Source organism: Streptomyces tyrfis, from assembly GCF_037034285.1.
Classification (GTDB): Bacteria; Actinomycetota; Actinomycetes; order Streptomycetales; family Streptomycetaceae; genus Streptomyces.
The window spans coordinates 1-20,870 of sequence record NZ_JBAGJZ010000029.1 but is presented as its reverse complement, the minus strand read 5'-3'; the positions used below and the strand labels follow the sequence as shown (position 1 = coordinate 20,870).

The window sequence follows — 20,870 nt, the reverse complement described above, 5'->3', positions numbered from 1 at the left end:
AATCCGCTGAAATGAGACACCGGCCGATACTTTGGGTCCGTGTGCACGGTCGTGGCGGCACCGTTCTCCAGCTGGGCATCGACATCCTTCAGCGCGCGGACGACTTCCCGCCGACGGCGCCCCGTACTCGTCATCACGGACGGCTGTTGCGACGTGCTCCGCGTCCGTACCGAACACGCGTACCTCGTCCCGGGGGCCTCGCTCCCCTTCACGTCCCGGGGTCCGGTGTTCCGTCGGCGCTGAGGGCTGTCCGGCGTGTCGATGGGGTGGCGCCGTCGGTACGCCCCTACCGCCTTCGGACCCTCGACGGCCGGACCGGGCAAGCCCGGCGTGGGGCGGGGCGTGCCCGGGTCAGGGGCGGATCGGGCCTGGGCAGACGACAACGCCGGGTGCCGTGTGGCACCCGGCGTCAAGTCGGGAACGAGGAAAGCGAAGGGACTAATTTCGGAGTGGTGTGAGAAGGAAGTCCCTTCATGGCCTCGCCGGGGTCGACGTTATCAGTCAGCCAGGGATCAAGTCGCGCAGATTTTCCGGCGTGATGATCCGTGAGCCCGGGTGCAGTCCGTCCGGACGTTCCAGCCCGATGTACGTGACCGGGCCCTGCGGCGCCGTCGTGCCGTCCCACCGTGTGGTGGCCGTGGCGCGGTCGGCCATCAGGTCGATGAGGTAGCGGACGGTGAGCTGCTCGCGCTCGACGACGGCGCGCAGCAGCGCCGCGACCGATACGCGGTTGCCCTCGACCCGGTTGGAGTCGGGGTTGCCCTTGAGGTACAGGTGCAGCCACTTGGCGTGCCAGCTTCCGTCGTCCTCGCGTACGAACGCCAGGGGCAGCGCGACGCGGCCCGGGCCGCGCAGTTCGGACTTCATGCGGACCGTACGCGGCTCGAAGGGGCGGCCCCGCTGGTCGGCGTCGCGCAGCATGAAGCCGAAGAACGACTCCTCGGTCTCCTCGAAGCCCTCGCCCGAGTAGATGTTGACCTGCGGGACGATGAAGGCGCCGCGCGCGGTGCCCAGGCGGAGGTTGATGAACTCCGAGGCGCCGTCCGGGGCATCGGTGATGTCGCCGGAGTGCTCGCCCTCGAGCTGGGTGAGGGCGGTGTACGACAGCCACCCGATGGTCTGGAATTCGGCGTCCAGCATCAGCGCCGACAGGTCGTAGTCGGTGGAGCGGCTCGTCTGCTTCCAGTACACGAAGAACCGCAGCAGTTCGCCGTCGACCGGAGACCGGGAGCCGCGGGGCAGCACGCCGAGGCCGGCCGCCGTCGCCCTGCCGCTCAGCGGCAGGGCGACATCCAGGACGTCCGGGTCGATCAGCAGGTGTCCCGGGGCCGGCAGGCGGCGGCCCAGCTCGGCGTCCAGGGCGGCGAGCACGCGGCCGCGTTCGGCTGCGGGCATCGGGGCGCGGGTGTCGTCGGTGACCCAGGCGCGTCCGAGCCGGTTGACGAACACCCGGCGGCCACCGCCGTCCTCGTGCTGCTCGGTGCGGTTGTGGAGGTGCTCGCGTACGCACAGCAGGACCCGGCCGGCCACCTGCGGGGCCACCTGTTCGGCGGCCACGACCACCGCTTCGCGTTCCTCCTGGGTGGCGCCGGCGCGCAGCAGCCGGTCCAGAGCGCGGAACAGCCTGCCCGGCGCGGCAGTGAGCAGCCCTACGGCTCCGGTGACGTCGCCCGCGCCGAGCAGTTCCTCGACCCGGCTGTCGAGGGACCGGGCCTCCCGTTCGCCCCGGGCGACGGCGAACACCTCGGCGGCGTGCGGCCAGCGCGCCCGGTACTCGTGCGCGTGCAGGCGCTCGCCGAGCCGCTTGAACGCCTCGCTGTGCGCCGCCACGTCGGCCAGCTTGGCCGGGGACGCCGCGACGACGGCGTCGAGGCCCGCCAGCAGAGCGCGGCGGACCCGGCGCGAGGGCGACCGGAACCGGGTCGGGTCGGTGAGTGTGACATCGCCGTCCGATAGCGCGCACGCGAGACGCAGCACGTCGGTCACGGTGTCGACGAGGAGGTCCGCCCCGGTCTCGAGCCGTGCGCGGTTGACGACGGCGCGGTTCTCCCGCACCGGAATGGCCTCGGGCTGCGGGCCGTCCACGCAGTGCCCCGCGAGCGCCGCCAGGTCGAGCAGGGCCTCGTCGCCCAGTGGCGTCGTGCTCCCGGCCAGGGCCAGGTACAGCGCGCTGATCTCGTCGTCCGGCGCACCGCCCAGGTGCAGAACCGTCACGCGGTCGCCCGCCGCGGCGATCAGCTCGTCGTGCACGGCGAGCATGGCCGCGTACGTGTGCTGGTACGTCCCGTACGAGGGCAGGGTCAGCAGGTCCACCGCGCCGCTGCGGAGCTGGTCGAGCGTGCCCTCGCGGGAGATGTGGTCGGCGAGCGCCTGGGCGATGCACTGGTGCCAGAACTCGTATGTGTCCGGCACATTGGCCGGGAAGTCGACGAAGTACGTGTTGTGCTGAACGTGGTCCCCGACCATTGCCCGGACGGTCTCCAGCGTCCGTACGGCAGTGTCGACGACCGTCCCCTCGGACAGCGCCGACAGGTGCTTCAACAGGTCTGCCGAGAGCTTGAATCCCACGGACATCAGCGCCGCGTCGAACTGCCGTGCCGCGACATCCCCGTGCCCGCTTGGACCAGGGGTGGAGGGAAGGCGGTGGGCGTGCCGGATGACTAGGGGCTCGAAACGGTGGACCATCCGGGCATGTTCCCAGACCCATACGAACCGAGGCACTTGGTTTTCGAACATCCATCGCAGCCTCGCCCCGCCACCCTGCGGGACGAGGGGCCGATGAAGGTGCCGAGGAGGGAGCCGTCCGGGCCCGGGCTGGGGTTTGCTCCGGCTGACCGGGCAGGGGACGAACTGCCGCACACGGCATGACAACAGACCCGGTGCCCGTGTCGCCCGCACCCGCCACGCCGGTCTCCGTCCACCGCGGATCCGGGCGGGTGGCCGGTTCTGTCCGAGCGCCGCGGCGGCAACGGCCCTCCACTGTGTCCACGAGCTGTCGCGGGGAACCGTGTTCCTGATCGGCGGCGCTCCGGAGCTGATCGGCGGCGGCCGGCTCGGCGGCGAGCGGTTCGCCGAGCGGTCACCGACACGCTGGTGGACAAGGTGGGCCAGTGGTCCGGGTCGGTGGAGCCGTCCGACCTGCCGATGGTGCGCCAGGTCGTGGGTGTCGTGTTCGAGGGAGGCGATCCGGTTGCATGGCGGGATCAGGCCGGGCCGGTCCTGGGCAGCGAGCCGCGTGCGATGGCGTGCGCGCTCGCGCTGATCGCGGACTTCGTCGACCGGGTCGACGGCCCGGGGCATGCGAGCGTAACCGGCTGACCGCGCTCGGCAGCATCGTCGTCTGACCGAGAGTTCTACCCGTGGGGCTGGGACCTTGACGAGGCCGAGGGTCTGGACGGCACGCCTGTGCCTCGGCTGCACCTCCTGCTCGTGGGGGGCATCGGTCGCGCTGCCCGACGGGCCCCGTGTGCGCGCGGCCCGGGCGGCTCGCCCGTGACCTCAGCGTCGCCCCGGGCGAGGTGATCGCCGCGAACACCCTGGAGGTGCGGGCCGCCGTCATCGACGAGCGCGACCGGGCACTCCGCTACTGAGGTTGGCCGTCGCCCGGTTCGGCCGGCGGAACCGCCCCCTCCCCGACGCCGAGGACGAGTGCTTCGCGGTTCATGACACGACCCGGTTGCGCAGCACGCCCAGGCCGGAGACTTCGAGTTCCACGGTGTCGCCGGGTTTCAGGTAGCGGCCGTGCTCTAGTCCGCAGCCGGTGGGCACGGTGCCCGAGCACAGGACCTCTCCGGCGTGCAGCCGGGTCGACCGGGAGGCGAAGGCGATCATGTCGGCGAAAGTGTGGTGCATGTCGGCGGATGTGCCCCGGCTGGTCTCCTCGCCGTTGATGCGGGCGGTCATCGTGAGCCGATACGGGTCGCCGAGCTCGTCGGCGGTGACGATCGACGGGCCCAGGACGTTCGAGTCGCTGAAGTCCTTGCTCTTGCTCAGGCCCAGCCCCGTGGCGATCTCCTCCAGTTGGGTGTCGCGGGCGCTGAAGTCGTTGAAGATCGTGTAGCCGAAGATGTGGGAGGGAGCGTCCGCCGCGGGGATGTCCGTGCCGCCGCGGCCCAGCACGCAGGCGAACTCCAGCTCGTAGTCCCGCACCGAGGAGTACGCGGGCCAGTGGATGTCGCTGTCGTGGCCGGTGACGGAGAGCCGGTTGGTCACGTAGTACAGCGGGCGTTCGAGCATGATGGCGGGCAGTTCGACCTGGTCGGCCGGGATGCCCTGGATCCGGGAGCGGGCGTTGCGGAAGTGATCCATGAAACTGCCGAAGTCCCGGATCTGCACGGGCCTGGGCAGCGGGGACAGCCAGCGCACCTCGGACGCGGCGACGGCCGCTTCGGGCGGGGCCTGTGCGGCGAGCCGTTCCAGGGTCTGCCGTACGGGTTCGCCGCCGTCGGTGATCGTCTGCATGGTGGTCAGCGCGGGGGCGTGCTCGCCGGTCACCAGGCGGTGGGCGCGGTCGAGCAGCAGCAGGCGCTCGCCCTGGTCGAGTACGAGCGCGGTCCGCTCGACGCGGTCGTACTCCACGGTTGCGAGTTTCACGATCGGTTCCTCTCCTCAGCAGGGTGCCGGGGTCGGTCTGCGGGGATCGGGGGGTCAGACGAAGGCCACGACGCGGGCCGGGGCGGCGCTCGCGCGGGCGATCTTGATCGGGAAGAACGCCACCCGGAACCCCGACGGGGGCAGCGCGGCGAGGTTCGTCAGCTGCTGGACGATGAAGACCTCCCGCTCGCGGCCGGCCCGGTGGCCGTCCCACAGCACGGAGTTGTCGCCGCTGTCGCGGAACTTGCGCGCCATCACGGAGAAGCTCAGGTCCCAGCCCGCGGCGTCGGTGCCCAGGACCTTGGCCCCGAGGCCTGCCAGGAACAACGTCGACTCGCGGCTCATGCCCGGGTAGCGGAAGAACTCGGGGTCGGACAACCCGTACCGCTCCTGGCCGGTGCGCAGGAGGACCGCTCCGCCGGCGGGGACCGGGGCGCCGTTGTCGGCGAGGGCGGACTTCAGCGCCTCGACGGTGATCGGGGCGTCCGGTTCGCATCGGTCGCGCAGGTCCAGCACGAGTGCCTCGCACCACAGCTCGTCCAGGGCTATGTCGGTGATGGTGCGGGCGGGCCCGCCCTCGCAGGTCGAGCCGTAGTGCAGCGGGGCGTCGACGTGGGTGCCGAGGTGGGAGTTGAAGTCGGTGAGCAGTTCCGCGCCCCAGCCCTCGCCGTCGGGCAGGTCCTCGACGCCGCAGTGCATGGCGGCGGCGAACTGCTCTCGGCCCTCGCCCGTCGGGTGCGCGTAGGCCACGGCGGGCGCGACCACCGGGGCGAGGGCGCGCAGCTGCTCGGGGAGCCGCTCGCGGTCGGCGGGGTCCAGCGTCCTGGTGAGGTCGATCAGTTCCATGACGAGCCCTCTCTAGTTATTGGACGCTCAGCATAGAACTGGACGGGCGACATAGGCAAGAGTTCGCCGGCCCCGGCGTCGCCCGGCCGACGTGACAGAATCGGCCGTGTCAGGCCACCGCGACGTTGGGAAGGACACCGCGTGGGTGCGACCCGCAAACAGGAGATCTCCGCAGAGACCCGGCGCCGGCTGGTGGCAGCCGCGTGGGAACTCGCCGCCGAGGGCGGGGCCGCAGCGGCGTCCGTCCAGGCCGTGGCGGAGCGCTCCGGCATCAGCCGGGGCTCCGTGGCCTGGCACTTCGGCTCGAAGGACGGGCTGCTGAAGGCGGTCATCGAGGAAGCGTTCCGGTGGGGCACGGACTTCATGCGCGAACGCCTGGCCGCCGCCGGGCCGGACGCGGGAATCGAGGCGCTGATCGAGGCGAACTTCGCCCTGATGTCACGGCCCGAGGCGCACATCTTCTCGACGCTCCTGATCGAGGCGGTGAGCCGCGAGTCGGCCCTGCGCACGACGTACGCCGAGGAGTACGCCAGGATCCGCAGCCTGTACGCCGACCACCTGCGCGCGACCGGGGCACATGTCACCGACCCGGACGCCGTCGCGACGGCACTGCTCGGCAGCACTCTGGGCATCAACATCCAGCACCGCCTGGACCCCGCCCTGGACCGCCGACGAGCCGTGACCGCGATGACGGGCATCTACACCGACGCGCTGACCGGCACCGGACCCGAAACCCCGTCCGGCACCTGACCCGCACCCGCCCCCGAACCCCACCGGCCAGACCCAGGCCCCGCCGGGCAGGCGAGGCGCCCCGCCCGCAGCCGCGCCGACACCGCTGCGTTGCCGAAGGTCACCACTGCCCCGCCGAAGGCCCGGACGGCGCTGCCATCCCGGGGATCCTTGATGAGCGTGGCCACCCACGCCGGCCGGGGCCACCGGACGCCGTGCCACGGCGTCCGTCGAGGTCGGCCGTGGCACGATGAACAGGAAGGCGCTCGCCCCGAGGCCGAGCGCCTCGTGAATCACACACTGTCCCGCAGTTCCGTGATGTCGAGCGGTGGCAGCTGTGACAGCTCGGCGCCGGCGGCGTTCATGGCGGCGGGGTAGCGGGAGTTGCCGAGGACGGCCGTCATGGCGTCGGCGATCTCGCCGCGCGTCGCCGTGAGTTCCAGCGCGCGGCCGAGGCCGCGCCGGGCGAAAGCGGCGGTATTGCAGGGCTGGTCGGCGAGAACACCCATGCCCAGGACGGGCGTTGCGCCCTGCACCGCGTCGAGCAGGGATGCCCGGCCACCATGCGTCACGAACAGGTCGGCACGGTGCAGGAGCGCGGGCTGCGGGACGTGCTCGACGACTGCGATGCGAGGGTCCGCGCTGCGCAGGTCCTCGGTGAGGTCACCCGCGGACACGACCGCATCGCAGCCGATTGCGGAAAGTGCGGCCATGATCTCCCGGTACGCACTCCCGACGACGCCACGGAGACCCGACATCGTGGTGGTCAGCGTGCCGAGGCTCACGTAGACGAGCGGGCGGGAGGAGCGAGAGCGGTCCAGCCATTCGGGGAGGGCGGTGCGGAATTCCGCGACGGTACGTCGGACGGCGCGTGCCGAGGGAGGGGGCGTCTCGTAGAACCACCGGACCGGCGCGGGGGTGAGCATCGGAGGCAGTACGGGTGTGTCCTGCCCGTGTTGCTCGTAGAGGGGAGCCAACGCGGGCGCGATGTCGGTGTCCCAGAGGTCCAGGAGCACCGGGCCGAGTCCGTTGTCCGCTGCGAACACGGGCAGGCGCAGGACCTTCGCCGCGAGGTGCGCGCCGAGATCGCTGCACTCGGCGATCACCAGGTCAGGCCGCGCCCGTGTCCACGCGGTGATCAGATCACGGGCCTTCGGTTCGGCCTGATCCGGCCAGAGCCGACCGAAGACGTAGCGGTTGAAGGGTGCGTTTCCGGACCCCCTCCAGATCCCACTCGCCGCCCGCTGAACGGCGGGATGGCAGGTCCAGTCTGTTCCTGCCCTGCGGAACTCCACTCCTCGCCGCCGGGCTTCGAGGCGGAACATGGAGGGGGCGTAGAGCGCGACGTCGTGGCCCTGCTCAAGGGCCGGGCCGGTGACGTAATCGAGCGCGGACACGTGCGAAGGTATCGGCTCGGCAGTGATTGCTATCCGTAATGTCACGGAGACTCCAAGAGGTTTCACCGATTGGCGATCCGATCATGACGCACCGGCTTCCCGCCGAATTGACCGATGGTCCGGGAGCGGCTCGGTGGAGGAGTTCGCAGACGGGCTGCCGCACCCGGTGGTGCGGAACGCCGGAAGCACTCGGGCCCGGGACCGCCTGAGCCCACCGGGCGGCGCAGGCGGCCCGGCAGGCTCAGCGGCACATGGGTCACGACCAGGACGCGGCCACCAGCGAGCGTTCCGCAGCCGCCAGGTGCACGGCCGAGGCGAGCCAGGCTCTCGCGTAGGCGTCGGCCGAGGGGTCGGTCAGGCGGCCGAAGGCATCGCGGGGCCGGCGGCCCGCCTCCGTGGTCAGGGCCTGTGCGAGACGGGCCGCCACGCCGAGTTCCGCCCGGGTCAGGCGGGCGGAGAGCGCGGCCGCGTCCGTCCCTCGGCCCGCCTCGGCCACGGCACGGCGACCGCCCGCGACGCCCGTCTCCAACAAGCGCCGGACACGCCACAGCGGCGCCTCTGCCAGCGGGTCGGGGCCCGCGGTGACGGGCTCGCGGCCCGCGGATCCCGCCTTCTCGCGGGGGAGGTGCTCGCCCTGGAGCCGGTCATAGCCCAGGTCGGCACGGCCCTTCCACGCGTCCGGCAGCCGCAGCGTGGCGGACTCCCCCGGCACCGGCCCGACCGCCAACGGCCGGAGCGTCGCCGCCCGGTCCAGGTCGGGGTGGCCGAGCACACGCAGGACGAGCCCCGGGTGTTCGGCGATCCGGCGCAGGTTGGCGGTGTGCGGCAGATCCGGGTGGGGGTGTGCGGGGCGGAGCCGCAGCAGCGGTCCCTCACCGGCGACGCGGGCGACGACAGAGTCGCCTGCCGTGCCGATCACCTCGACGTCGCAGCCCAGCAGACTCGGCGCCGTCGTGCCGAGTCCGCCCGCCCCGGGCGCGCCGTCGGCGAGCACAGCGGCCATCGCCTCCCGCACCGGTCGGGTGAAGAGGGCGGCGGCGGGTTCCTCCGACCAGTCCACCCCGCGCAGTGGCGTCGCGCCGACCCCCCGCCCTGCCCCGAGCCGCCCGTCCGCGGAGACGGTCGCGCCGACGATCCGCAGACCCCCGCGCGCCAGCCCGGCGTGGTCGAGGACGGCGCCGCCGAGCGCCACGGACGCGGCCCCCGCACCCTTCGCGCGGGCGAGGCCGCCGGGGCGCACGTCGGACACCGAGTAACCGGCACCGTCCGAGCCGACCAGGTGCGTGGTCACTCCGCCGTACCCCGTCGCGGACAGCACCGGCTCCCGGCACAGGCCGTACACCCGCAGGCTGCCGCCCTGTTCGTAGGCCCGGCGCGCGGAGCCCGCCGCATCCGTGTCCGCCGCCCCGGAGGCGAGCAGGGCGGTGTCGGCCAGCAGTTCGCGGAAGGCTCCCGTGAGGTCGGCGAGACGCTGTCCCCCGCTCCGCTCCCGCGCGGCCCTCAGGCCCCGTACGACTCGCAGCGCGGCCGCTTCGGCCCGCGGCAGCCCGGCCAGCCGCGCGGTGTGGGCGGCACGGAGCAGCTCGGCCTGTACGACGGCGCCGCCCGACGTGATGCCGGCGGACAGGGCCTCGGCGGCGGCGTCCCACAGCGCCGTGGCGGCAAGGATCTGCGCCGCGGTGAGGGCGGCCGACGGGACCACCGCGGCCGCGACTTCGGCGGCGGCGGGGGCTGTGGGCGCGGCCTCCTCGGGGCCCGCGCCCGTGCCGGAGGCTGTGCCCGATACTGCGGCCCTGTCCGTTCCCGAGTCGTCGCCCCCGCCCGCGTCTCCCTCCCCATCGGCGATGGGCGCCGCGCCCAGGACCGCGGCCCGGTGCAGGCAGCGCGGGGCCAGCAGGCAGGTGCACACCGCCTGTTCCGCGTGCGTGACCGTGCCGGACGGCCCCGGGCGCAGCGTGACCGTGGCGTCTTCGCCGAAGTGGACCTCGACCGCCCCGCCGGCCGTGGCGGAGGCCCGGTCGGCGCAGCCCGAGATCGCCGCGTCGAGTTTCTTGCGCAGCCGTGCGCTGAGCTGCTCCACGGCGTCGGCGAGGACGTCGGGGGCGACGGGGGGCAGGAGTTCGGCGCTCAACGGGGTTCTCCACGGAGGCGGTCGCCCACCCAGCGGGCGAGTTCGAGCGGGCTGAGGGCGGCCACCGGCATACCGGCCGCGACGAGTTGGCGCGCCACGGACACCGAGTAGCGCGGCGTGCCGGTGTCGTCGAGCGCGGCGCAGCCCAGCAGGTGGGCGCCGGAGGACGCCAGGGCACGCACCTCGCCCAGCAGCCCGCCGAGCGGTGCGCCCTCCTCGAAGTCGCTGACCACGACGACCAGCGTGCGGCTCGGCACGGTGATCAGCGAACGCGCGTGCGCGAGACCGGCCGCGATGTGCGTGCCGCCGCCGACCCGGACCTCCAGCAGCAGCGACAGCGGATCCTCGACCCGGTCGGTCAGGTCGATCACCTGCGTGGAGAAGGCCAGGAAGTGCGTGGACAGGGTCGGAACCCCGCCGAGGACCGCGGCCGTCAGCGCCGACCAGATCACCGAGGCCTCCATCGAGCCGGAGGCATCGACCACGAGGACCAGGCGCCAGTCCGTCTCCTTGCTCGCCCGCGTGCTGAACAGCGGGCGCTCCGGTACGACGACGAGCCGGCCGTCCTCCGTCCGTCGGGTGTGGGCGAGATTGGCCCGCAGGGTACGGTCGAGGTCGAGGCGTCCGCCGGGCTGTCGGGTCGGGCGCGGGGTGGCCAGACCGGTGAGCGCCGGGCGCAGGCGGGTGGCCAGCTCCTGGGACAGCTCGTCGACGAGCCGCTTCACCAGCGGACGCAGCCGGGCGAGTCGGGCCTCGGGCATGCCTCCGGCCAGGGACAGCACCGAACCGAGCAACTCCACGGACGGGCGTACCGACGCCGGATCGAGGTGCGCGAGCACGTCGGTGCGACCCGCGCCGGCGGCCTCGGCGAGGACCTCCTCGCGTACGTCGGCGCCGAAGAGGGCCTCCAGTTCCTGCGCCCACTCCCTCGCGGTGGGGAAGGAGGGGTCCTGACCGCCGCCTCGGCCCGGTGCGCCGTCGGCCAGGTCCTGGGCGCCTTCGCCGCGCCCTCGGCCGTAGAGCTCGTCCAGGGCGTGGGCGTAGCGGCGCGCGTCGCGGGTGAGCCGTTCCTTGTGGCGGCCGAGCAGCAACCGCCAGCGGTCGGCACGGCCGAGCTGTCGGTCCGCGTCGTCCGCGGCGGCGCGGTCGGCTGCGGGTGGGGGCACGAGGCGAGGGTTGTCGGCCGGGTCCGAGCCCGGGTCCGTTCCCGCGTCGGCGTCAGCGTCCGCGCCCGGCAGGCCCAGGGCCTTCAGCGCCGCCGATCCGGCCGCGTCGGCCGCCGCCCACAGGCCGAGCAGCTCGGGCGGGGCGTCGAGTGACAGGTCGAGCCGGTCGCCGAGCCGCTCCGTCACGGTGGTGAGCAGCCTGTCGCGCGCGGCCGGGTCCAGTGCGTCGAAGCCGCCGCGCAGGGCCGGGAGCCGGTCGAGGAAGTCCTGGTCGGTCAGTGCGTCGACCCGGTCCATGAGCGCGGCGAGCGCGTCCGGTGACGCTTGGAGCAGGGGCCCGGCGGCCGTGAGCAGCCCGGCAAGACGCTTCGCCAGCGCCCGGCGCGTGTCCGGAGCCGTGGCCCCGTCGATCCAGCCGGCCGCACGCTCGCCCAGCCCGGCCGCGTCGTCCAGGTCGAGCAGCACGCGTACGGCCAGGGCCGCGCCCTGGATGAGCGGGGATCCCTCGGCTGCCAGCTCGGCGAGCGCCCTGTCCAGTCGCAGACCCAGATGACGGGCGGCCGTCCCGTCCGCCAGCGCCACCAGCGCCGCGGCGTCCGCGCCGCTGTCGCTCCCGGCGAGGCCGGGCAGGGACCGGACCGCGGCCTCGAGGAGTTCCTCCGTGAGCGCGCCGGCCGTCGTGCGGGCGTCCCGCGTCGTGTCGGGGTAGTGGCCGCGCCGCAGTCCCTCCAACAGGTCCAGGGCCTGGAGAAGCTCGGGCAGGTCGGCGCTGTCGGGCAGCACGACGGAGGCCTCGCACAGGCGCGCGTCGACCAGTTCGGGCAGGCCGCAGCGCGCGGCGGCGGTCAGCCCGGTGAGGGTCTGGGCCGGGGTGGGGCCGCCCTCGGCGGCCTCGCGGCGCGCGGTCGCGACGAGCGCGCCGGCCGCGGCCTGGGCCGCGGTCACCCCGCGCACGCCCGCGAGGTCGAGGCGTGCGGGCACGGACGGCGTCCACGTCAGACGCCACCTGGTGCCGAGCGCGGTGCCGTCGCCCGTGCTCGCCACGTCCAGGGGTTCGCCGTACGAGGCGCCGATCACCAGCAGCCGCTGGAGCAGCACTTCGCGGCGGCCGTCGAGCCGTGAACGAAGAGGGTCGAGGCGCAGGTCGCGGCGGTCCGGGTCGTCCGGCCGGGGCAGCCGCAGTTCCGCGAGTTCGGCCTCGACCGAGGGGCCGAGACCGGACCGGGGCGCGTGCGGGCTGATCCGGCCGCGTGCGGTGCCGACGAGCACGGCCTCCAGCGCGCGGGCCAGGGCCCGGCCCCGACCGAGGGGTTCGCCTTGGCCGAGGACAGCTGTGACGGCCTCCAGGAGTTCGCCGCGTCCGGGCGCGGGCAGTCCGCGCAGCGCGGCCAGGTCGCAGGCCAGGCGCAGCGTCTCGGCGGCCTCGCCGGTCCCCGCGGCGTGACCTCTGCGGCGCATCTCGCGACACAGTCCGGTCACCGCGTCGGCAGCCGCCTCCCGGATCCGTTCCGGATCGCCGGCGGCGGTGAGCACCGCCTGCTGCCACAACGGGTCGCGGATTCCGGCCGGGTAGCCGGACCGGGAGTCGAGCAGGTCGAAGGAGTACGGCACGAGGGAGGTCACCGCCGAACCCTCGGTCGCCGCGGCGCCGTCTTCCCCGGCCCTGCCGGCCGCCCGGACTCCTGACGCGTCCGTACCGGACCCCCATGCGCGGGGCCCCGCGCCGCGCGGCGCGGCCTCGGACGGGACGGCCGCCCGCCCCGTGGCGCCGGAGACACTCGCCGTCCCGGCCCCGGCCTCCGCTCCGGCCTCCGCCTCCGTGGACGTGAGGAGCGCGGGTGCGTGGAAGGCGCCGATCACGGCTGCCACCCGGCGCCCGTCCCCCGAGACAGAGGCGATCACCTGCCGCATCCGTTCCTCCCGCGCCAGGTCGGCGGCGGGTACGGCGGCGTCGGCGCGCAGGGCCCAGCCCACGCCCAGCGCGGCTCGGCGCACCGCGTCCGGGGCGCACCCCGGAGCCAGCACCTCCACCGCGCGGTCCCACAGATCGTCACCGTCCCGGCCGGTCCCGGCGGCGGCGAGCGCCTCGGCGTACGAGCGCCGCGTCCGCGTCGTCCCCTCGCCGGGAGCGGGGTCAGAACCGGCGTCCCAACCGGCATCGTCCCCACCCGTGCCCCCCGAGGGCGCATCTGTCTCGGGAGGCACGGCCTCGCTCCCGCCCCGCTCGCGCACCGGCCCGAGTGCCCCCGCCGACCAGCGCGGGTCGCCGAGGGGAAGGTCGCAGCACACGACCTCCACCCCGCGGCTTCCGGCCCAGCGGACCGCGGCGAGCTCCGGTGAGAAGTCCGCGAACGGGTAGAACGAAAGCCGTCCTCCCTCGCCCACCCCGGCCAGGGCGACCGGGGCGACGGTTTCGGGGGCCGCCAGGTGTTCCACCCAGGGCTGGAAGTCGGTCGGCAGCTCGACGCAGACCACCTCGGCCCGCGCCTCTTCCAGCAGGGCGGGTACCACCGCGGCCAGCGCCGGGCTGTGGTGGCGCACTCCCAGCAGGTACGGCGCACGCGATGCGGCCAGTGCGTCCACGGCCGTCCGTGGATCGACGGTCGTCAACGCAGGCTCCCGCGCAGGTCCCAGAGCCGGCGCCACATCGCCGAGCCGCTCTCGGCGCGGCGGCGCACCGGGCCGTCCCAGTAGCCCAGCAGCCGTGCGTGGTCGGCGGGGTCGTCCTTGCGGACCACGCCGAGCAGATGTCCCGGCAGCAGGTCGAGCACGTCCTCGCCGGGCAGGTAGGCGGCCGCGACCCCCAGCGACGCCGCCACCTGGACGGCTTCGGCGGTGGACATGACCGTACCCGGCCGCTCCACGTCCCAGCCCTCGTCGGAGCGGCCGGAGCGCAGGTCGCGGAAGACGGTGACGAGGGCGTCGAGGACGGCGTCGTCGACGGCGAAGGCCGCGCCCGCCCGCTGCACGGCGGCGACAGCCTGGCGGCGTATCAGGACCGCCTCGGCGTCGGCGTCGGCGATCGGGTCGACGGTCTCGAAGTTGAAACGGCGCTTCAGCGCGGCCGACATCTCGGAGACGCCCCGGTCGCGCAGGTTGGCGGTGGCGATGACGGTGAAGCCGGGGACGGCGCGGACGACCGCGTCCTCGGTGGAGGTCAGCTCGGGCACGCTGATCCGGCGGTCCGACAGGATGGAGACGAGGGCGTCCTGGACCTCGGGCAGACAGCGGGTGATCTCCTCGACCCGCACGACCCGTCCGGCCCGCATGGCGGCGAGGACCGGGGAGTCCACCAGGGCCTGCGGGGTGGGGCCCTGGGCGAGGAGCAGGGCGTAGTTCCAGCCGTAGCGGAACGCGTCCTCGGTGGTGCCCGCCGTGCCCTGCACCGTCAGGGCGCTGGTCCCGCTGACAGCGGCCGCGAGCAGCTCCGACAGCATCGACTTGGCCGTACCGGGCTCGCCGGTGAGCAGCAGCCCGCGCTCTCCGGCGAGGGTGACCACACAGCGTTCGACCAGCGCGCGCTCGCCGACGAACTTCGGGGCGATCAGCAGCTTCGACGGCAGACCGGCGCGGCGCCGGGGCAGGGCCAGTTCCACGCCGTCGCTGCCGCAGACGAACGTGACCACCGCGCGAGGGGTGAGCGCCCAGCCGGGCGGCCGCGGCCCGGGGTCCTGGGCGGCGAGGAAGGCGAGTTCGGCGGCGTGGCGCTCCTCGGCCGGCTGGCCCTGCCGGACGGGTGCGGTCTGTTCGGTGGCGGTCATGCGGGATTCCTTCGGAATGGTTCGACAGGTGTGCGTACGGGTCGGGGACCGGCGCGGCGCACCCGGGCGGGCGCGCCGCGCCGTGCCGACGACGGGCGGCCGGTCGGCGGCGGCTCGGGCAGCGTTCGGCGGCGCCTCAGCGGCGGCGCCTCGTACGCCGCACCTTCAGCTCCTCGAAGCGCGGGAGGTCGCCGTCGAGGATCCGCTGCCAGGCCCGGGTGAACAGTTCCGCGGCCGGTTCGGTCGGCACCAGGGCGCCCAGCACCGGGCGGCCGCCCGCGACCACCCCGTACATCGGCAGCTTCCACTGCTCGACGGGCAGGACGGGCGCCGACTGCTCCGCCCAGGCGCCCGGCAGGACCAGCGAGCGTCCCGCCCGGGCCCGGACGACCGACACCACCAAGTCGGTCTCGGCCAGTTCGGCCCGCGCCGCCTTGAGACGGGCCGGCTTCCACCCCGTCCATCGCGCGATGTTGCGGTCCGTCGGGTCGGGCATGGCCAGCAGCATCAGGTACAGCGTCGCCGCGTCGGGGGTCAGACCGCGTGCCTCGGCGACCTCGGCCACCCGCTGGGGCGCCGAACGAGACGGATCCTGCGGCCACCACAGGCCCTCGTCGTCCGCCGTTCCGGCCGCGGGCGCGCCCGGATCGGCCAGCAGCCGTGCGAACGCCGGGTCGTACGCCCGCCGCAGGGCCGTCTCGACCTCGGTCGGCTGCTGATCGGCGCCGCGCAGGGCCACCAGGTACGGGTCGGAGCCGGTGGAGTCCAGCAGGGCGGGCCGTATGGCCGGCTGGGGCTGGCCGTCCTGCGTGGCCATGAGCACCGCGCCGTACCGCTCGTGGTCCTGTGCCGTCTCCGTCGGGGCGCCGGCCGCCTTCCGGAAGTCCGCGAGGCTCGTGTAGTGCCCCGCGGAGAGCAGCAGTTCGGGTGCCGCGAGACGCTGCCGCACGGCGGTCAGCGCACTCGGCAGCGCCGCCCGCACCGGATCGCCGGCGGGCAGCCGGTGGGCCAGCCAGGCCATCAGGCTCATCGAGCCGACCAGCACCGCCGAGGTGAACGGCGCATCGGCGGGGGACGCCGTCGCCGGATGATCGCCCTCGATGCGCCACGGCACGTCGACGCCGAGCTCCGGCGACGACGCCGGTTCCAGCAGCGCCGGGAGCGCCCGGTGCACGGGCCAGTTGCCGCGCGCGGCGCGCGCAGCCTCCGCCGCCAGCCAGTCGGGCACCTGCCGGCGCCGCCCGACCTTCTCGTTCCACACGGCGGCCGCCGACGCCACGTCCGGGCCCTCGCTCCACAGCCGTGCCGGGTCGTCGGGCAGGAGCGCCGCGAGCACCGCCCGGCGTACCTCGACCGGGAGCGCGCGCAGTTCGTCGCGGGCGTGTCCCGCCTCGGCCACCTTCAGCCCGAGCGCCTTGCGCAGCTCGGTCGGCAGGAAGTTGTTCTCCCAGCTGTCCACATCGGGCATGCCCGCGAGAACGATCCGGGCCAGCGCCCGGGACACACCGGTGAGGCGGCTGAACTCGTCGGCGGCCTCGGGCAGGAAGGGCACCGCCTCACGGGACCGCGCCTCCCCGAGGAAGCCGGTCAGCCAGTCGGCGCCGCGCACCCGGTCGCCCACCGGCGCGTCGCCGCTCACGGTGTAGGGGCCGGGCACCTCGAAACGGCCGCTCGGGTCGTGGAGCAGCGCGCCGAACTCCCATCCGTCGTCGACGCCGGAGTTGTGCTCGGTGATGCCGAGCACAGCGCCGCCGCCCAGGGGCAGCACACTGCGGTGCGCGACGTTGCGCCGCTGGCCGTCCGGCGTGTGCAGGTGGGGCGTCGCCAGGCGGACCAGGACCCGGCGCCAGTGACCGGCCGAGGCCGCCGTCGAGGCCAGTCCCAGCGCGTCCACCCGGTCGAGGACTTCGAGCAGGGCCGCCCGGTGTGCCGGGTCGCTGCCGGGCGCGACGGCCCGGTAGGCGATCGCGGCCGGCTCGTCCAGGAGCGAGGCGAACGGCAGTCCCGAGTAGGGCAGCGACGGCAGATCGAAGTGCAGCCGGCCCGGCAGCGCCGTGGCGGCGGTGTCCGCGCGCACGGACGCCAGGGTCTCCAGGTATCGGTGGGTCACGTCGGCGTCCGCGCCGTAGCGGTGGTAGCCGGTGTCGACGATGCCGTGCAGCGCCTTGGCGAGCGCGTGGTCGCTCGGTCCCTGGACCCGGACCTCCGCGGGCTCGGCGTCGGGGTCGAGCCGTGCGGCCACGGCGTCCAGCGTCTTCTGCTGCCGCACCGCGAAGCGCAGCTCCTTCACCACGCCGGCGACCAGCTCGGGGGCCGAGATCTGCGGCAGCGCGGCGCTCACCAGCTCGGGCAGGTCCGCCGCCCGCTCCGCGAGCAGAGCCGCCTTCAGCAGGGCTCCGGCGGACTCCGCTTCGGCGCGCCGCAGCGCCGCCGACCCCTGCGGATCACGCGCGCGCAGCATGTGCAGGTACGGCAGCGGCGGCAGGGCCTGAGCCGCGGTCGCGTACAGCTCGTTGCGGTGGTCGCACCGGGCCGACGTCGTGACTGTGCCCTCCGGGTCGCTCAGCGACAGCTCGCGCCACTGCTGGGTCAGCGCCCGCGGCCGGTCGTCGCCGGGGAACGTCAGCGCGGCGACCGGCCTGTCGGCGCCCTTCGGAAGGGTGACGACCCGTCCGGTGGTGTCCTCGCCGTGGTGGCCGCCGTCGGACAGCCGCACGACACGCCAGCCGAGGAGCCCGTCCGCGGACGTCCCCTGGGCCGAACCCGCCACCTCCGGGGCGGGCCGCAGCCAGCAGGAGCCGGCCGCCAACTCGGCCCCGGGGGCGTGCGGCAGCAGCGCGTCGGCGAGGAATCCGGGCTGCGAGCGCCGGCCGTACGCGCCGCCCACGGGGTCGTATTCGAGCCAGCCGCCCTTGTCTTTCCCGTCCCTGTCCTGCCACACCCAGTACGACGTGCCGTCGGACAGCAGCGCGCGCTCCGCGGGCAGCTTCGTGTCGCCGCCGTGGAGGACCCCGCCGCCGGTGGTGCGGCCGCCGCCGGGCAGCTGCAGGCTGAGGTGATCCGAACGCATGGCCCAGGAGCCGGCGCCGATTCCGGCGAGAGCGAACACCGTGTCGGGCGCGGTGTGCCAGTAGCCTTGCGGCTCGCCGCGACCGTACGTGTTCCAGAACACCAGCAACGCACCGTCCACGTAGTGGAAGCCCGTCCGCCACACGGACGTGGTGGGCACCCGCAGATCGTGCACGAGAACGGTGGAGTCGGCGTCGATGACGCGCACCTGCGTCTCGTTGGCGACGATCAGGTACGGCCATGCCTCGACGACCGTCAGACCCTCGGTGGTGTGGCGCTCCGGTGCCAGCTCCGTCAGCGCCTCCTCCCACGCCGGCCAGCGCAGCTCCTCCCACAGACCGCCTCGAAGGGTGCGCGCCAGGGCCTCGCCGAGATCGGCGCCGGCCGCGGCCGCGACCTCCTGCGGCGCGAGCGCGAGCGCTTCGGAGGGCAGCCACGAAAGCCGCTCGATCGACTTCGGCAGACCGGGCAGCCCGGACGCCACCGACGAGGCGGCCACCTCGCGCATCCACTCGGCGAGCATCGGGCGGCCGCCCGGCGAGGCGGCCAGCCGCCGCATCACGTCCGCACCAAAGGACGCGCTGTTGTAGCTGTTCGCCCCGCGCCCGAAGGCGGGCCGGAAGCGCGGGTCGGCCGCCAGCGCGATCAGGTCCCGCGGCTCTTCGCCGCGGGCCCAGTCCGACAGGTTCAGGGCGTCGCCGCGCTGGTGGTGGGCGGACTTCTCCTCGGGGTCGGCGACCGCGATCTCCAGCGAGAGCAGGAGATCCAGCAGGTTCACGTCCTCGACGCCGATCCGCAGGAACCGTTCGCCCTCGGGCCGTGCCGCCAGATCGGCACGCAGCCGGCCGGCCGCCCGCTCGACCAGCTCCAGCAGAGCGGGCGGCGTCGGGCGCGGCCCCCAACCGCGGTGCCGGGCACCGTGAAAGCGCTCCAGCCAGCCCGCCGCGCCGTCGGAGCACTGCTCCTCCCGCGGCAGGCCGGCGTCCACGAGACCGGCATCGGCCCCCGACTCCGCCATGATGCCCAGCCACAGCTCGGTCATGTCCCCGTTGTCCCCGGGCGGGGTCATCGACAGCAGCGTGCCCCGCACGGACGGAACGCGCCGGGCCAGCGCGACCAGCGCGCCGCGGTGCGACTTCCACCAGCCGGCGGCGGCCCGCAAGCTGGCCGGCAGCGGAAGGAGCTCGGCGAGGTAGTCCTGCTCCGCCTCGTCGCCGGACAGGGCCGCGGCGCGGGCGAGCCGCTTCAGCTCCACCGCGGCCTGGGCGGACGGCGCGAGACCGCCGGCGGTCCGGCGCACGCACAGCCGCCGGAACCGCTCGTACGCCTCGACGGGCGCGAGCCGGGCCGACAGGTCCTTGCCGTAACCGGTCAGGACCTTCACCGGCAGCGCGCCGGCCAGGGCGAACTCCAGGAACAGGGCGTCGAGCCGGTCCTGGTCGACCGTCAGTCCGTACTGCGCCTCACTCGTGCGGGCACGGGCGAACAGCTGGCCGGCGTACGTGCGGTTCTCGACGCCGAGGAAGACCCGCGCGGCCTGCTCGTAGAAGACGGGCAGGAAGTGCGGGACGGCCGAGGCGAGCCGCCCGGCCAGCTCGTGGCAGGCGTCCAGGGCGGCCTTGGGCTTGGTCTTGACCTGCCGGGCCAGCCGGTCCAGCTCCGGCACGACCGCCAGGGCGTGGTGCCCGTCCTCGGGGTGGTGCACCAGCACCCACTCGGGAAAGCCGAGTTCCCGGCGCCGACCGAGACCGACCACGGCCGGCTCGCCCTGCGGCTCGAGTCCGAGGAAGCCGGCGGCGCGGTCCTCGGCGGGCCCCAGTTCGGCCGCGGCCAGCCGCACGACGACCCGGTCCTCGCCGAGGACCGCGTGGCGATAGGCCCGCGCGGTCAGCTCGACGGCTGAGGGGCCCGCATCCCGCGCGTCGGCCGGAAGGACCGCGCCCGCCGCGAGCAGCTCCTCGTTGTCGTTCCCAACCGTCCTGGTCACGCTTCCCCACCCTCTTCGATCGTGCGGCCGGCGTACAGCGCGGCGGCCATGCGCATCCCCTCGGACCAGGCCACCGGCCCGACCTCGGTCAGCCGCACCGCGCGGCCGTCCTCGTCGTGCCAGCTCAGCCCGCCGGTCTCCGACTCCCCGTCCCAGTACGGCTCGCCGATCCACACCGACGCCTCCGTGCTGCGGCCCCCATCACGTACCTTGCACGTGGCGTAGCCACCGGACACCCGGTAGCCGAGGCCTGTGGCGCGCGCCGCGAGACCGAACCGCGAGGCGAACTTCCCGCCCGCGTAGTCCCGTATCTCCGTCGCCGTCTCCGGGCGCCCGTCATCCGGCCCGTCCGGCCTGGTCCAGGTCGCCCGGTGGATCTGCTCCACTTCCTGGGTGATGCCGAGATCGGCCGCGAAGTCCCGTACGTCGTCCAGGTCCGGCAGGAGGACGGGGTGGGGAAGCGTCACCGTGCGCGGCGACAGCCGCACGGTCTCACCGTCGAGGTCGACCACCTTGAGCCCTCCGTCGCCGGTGACGTCCCGCAGGAAGCCGACCTCGTCCGGATCGTCGCCCACGACGGCCATGTCGCGCAGCGCCGCCTGCCACGCCTCGTCCGGCCACACCCGCGCGATCAGCTCGGTCGGAACCGGAAGCGACGACACCATCCAGGCATCCACCTGAGCCACGCACGAGGCCGCATGCCGGTCCAGCCACTCGGCCAGCTGCCTCAGCCGGTCGACCTCGGGACTGTCGCGCAACGCCTTCGGCAGCGCCTTCAGCTGCCGCCCCCCGACCCGCCGGGCGACCACACGCCTGTCCTCAAGGGTGATCTCGTACCCCTCACCCGCTGCCAGCCACGCCATCAGCCGTGCCCCTCCGCCTGTCCATCAGATGTCAGCGCAGCCCGAACCAAGGGCCACGAAGCCCCTGAACTGCGGTATGAGAGGAGAGGCTAGCGAGGGCCACTGACAACGCAGGCCGGTCCGCGGCGCTCTCTCGGCGGCCTGGCATGGACGGATGCCCGGCCGCCGACTGCGGGCAGCCCTACGCTTCCCCCCGCCTGTGGGGCGTCGGAGCGCTGCTCGTCGTCCCGCCCGGACGACGCGAGTTCACTTGCGCGGAGATCCCCGGGACCGCCCACCTCTCACTGAAACGGGGCAGGAAGACCGGGGCGGGGGGGGGGCCCCGGCC

Annotated in this window: 12 protein-coding genes and 1 pseudogene; 4 read left to right on the top strand and 9 right to left on the bottom strand. The window is 74.3% G+C overall.

The window, feature by feature from the left end; translation table 11 throughout:
• Nucleotides 1-35: 35 nt before the first annotated feature.
• Nucleotides 36-243, top strand: a pseudogene (locus WA762_RS21865) (DUF2201 family putative metallopeptidase); the annotation flags it as partial.
• A 258-nt stretch (nt 244-501) separates the two neighbouring features.
• Here the strand turns inward: WA762_RS21865 and WA762_RS21860 are convergent.
• Complete coding sequence (locus WA762_RS21860; RefSeq protein ID WP_335937676.1) at nt 502-2,685, bottom strand: TerD family protein; 2,184 nt, start codon at nt 2,683-2,685, stop codon at nt 502-504.
• A 408-nt stretch (nt 2,686-3,093) separates the two neighbouring features.
• Between WA762_RS21860 and WA762_RS21855 the strand changes: the two genes are divergently transcribed.
• Both WA762_RS21855 and WA762_RS21850 read left to right on the top strand, forming a co-directional pair.
• Nucleotides 3,094-3,318: a hypothetical protein gene (locus WA762_RS21855; protein WP_335937675.1), complete on the top strand. Its 225-nt coding sequence runs from the start codon at nt 3,094-3,096 to the stop codon at nt 3,316-3,318.
• A 146-nt stretch (nt 3,319-3,464) separates the two neighbouring features.
• Nucleotides 3,465-3,590, top strand: coding sequence for a hypothetical protein (locus WA762_RS21850; RefSeq protein WP_335937674.1), 126 nt, complete (start codon nt 3,465-3,467; stop codon nt 3,588-3,590).
• Between the two features lie 70 nt (nt 3,591-3,660).
• On the opposite strand, the gene WA762_RS21845 is transcribed toward WA762_RS21850, so the two are convergent.
• Both WA762_RS21845 and WA762_RS21840 read right to left on the bottom strand, forming a co-directional pair.
• Nucleotides 3,661-4,593, bottom strand: coding sequence for a fumarylacetoacetate hydrolase family protein (locus tag WA762_RS21845; RefSeq protein WP_335937673.1), 933 nt, complete (start codon nt 4,591-4,593; stop codon nt 3,661-3,663).
• Nucleotides 4,594-4,647: 54 nt separating this feature from the next.
• Entirely contained in the window at nt 4,648-5,439 is a 792-nt protein-coding gene (locus WA762_RS21840; RefSeq protein ID WP_335937672.1) for a cyclase family protein, read from the bottom strand.
• Nucleotides 5,440-5,580: 141 nt separating this feature from the next.
• Here WA762_RS21840 and WA762_RS21835 point away from each other — a divergent pair, with 141 nt between their 5' ends.
• A complete protein-coding gene (locus WA762_RS21835) occupies nt 5,581-6,189 on the top strand; it encodes a TetR/AcrR family transcriptional regulator (protein WP_335937671.1) in 609 nt (202 codons plus the stop codon).
• A gap of 272 nt (nt 6,190-6,461) precedes the next feature.
• On the opposite strand, the gene WA762_RS21830 is transcribed toward WA762_RS21835, so the two are convergent.
• From WA762_RS21830 to WA762_RS21805, 6 genes are all read right to left on the bottom strand, one after another.
• Nucleotides 6,462-7,610 carry a glycosyltransferase gene (locus WA762_RS21830; RefSeq protein ID WP_335937670.1) on the bottom strand — a complete coding sequence of 383 codons (1,149 nt, stop codon included), beginning with the start codon at nt 7,608-7,610 and terminating at the stop codon, nt 6,462-6,464.
• 211 nt (nt 7,611-7,821) lie between these two features.
• The gene (locus WA762_RS21825) at nt 7,822-9,696 is read right to left on the bottom strand and encodes a hypothetical protein (protein ID WP_335937669.1); all 1,875 of its coding nucleotides are present in this window, start codon (nt 9,694-9,696) and stop codon (nt 7,822-7,824) included.
• On the bottom strand, nt 9,693-13,472 hold the full coding sequence (locus WA762_RS21820; RefSeq protein WP_335937668.1) for a vWA domain-containing protein: 3,780 nt from the start codon (nt 13,470-13,472) through the stop codon (nt 9,693-9,695). The genes WA762_RS21825 and WA762_RS21820 overlap by 4 nt, the downstream gene beginning before the upstream one ends.
• Nucleotides 13,469-14,623 carry an ATP-binding protein gene (locus WA762_RS21815; RefSeq protein ID WP_335937667.1) on the bottom strand — a complete coding sequence of 385 codons (1,155 nt, stop codon included), beginning with the start codon at nt 14,621-14,623 and terminating at the stop codon, nt 13,469-13,471. The genes WA762_RS21820 and WA762_RS21815 overlap by 4 nt, the downstream gene beginning before the upstream one ends.
• A 136-nt stretch (nt 14,624-14,759) precedes the next feature.
• Nucleotides 14,760-19,679 (bottom strand): DNA-binding protein, encoded by a 4,920-nt coding sequence (locus tag WA762_RS21810; protein WP_335937666.1) that lies wholly within the window; start codon nt 19,677-19,679, stop codon nt 14,760-14,762.
• Nucleotides 19,676-20,542: a DUF4132 domain-containing protein gene (locus WA762_RS21805; protein WP_335937665.1), complete on the bottom strand. Its 867-nt coding sequence runs from the start codon at nt 20,540-20,542 to the stop codon at nt 19,676-19,678. The genes WA762_RS21810 and WA762_RS21805 overlap by 4 nt, the downstream gene beginning before the upstream one ends.
• Nucleotides 20,543-20,870: the final 328 nt, after the last annotated feature.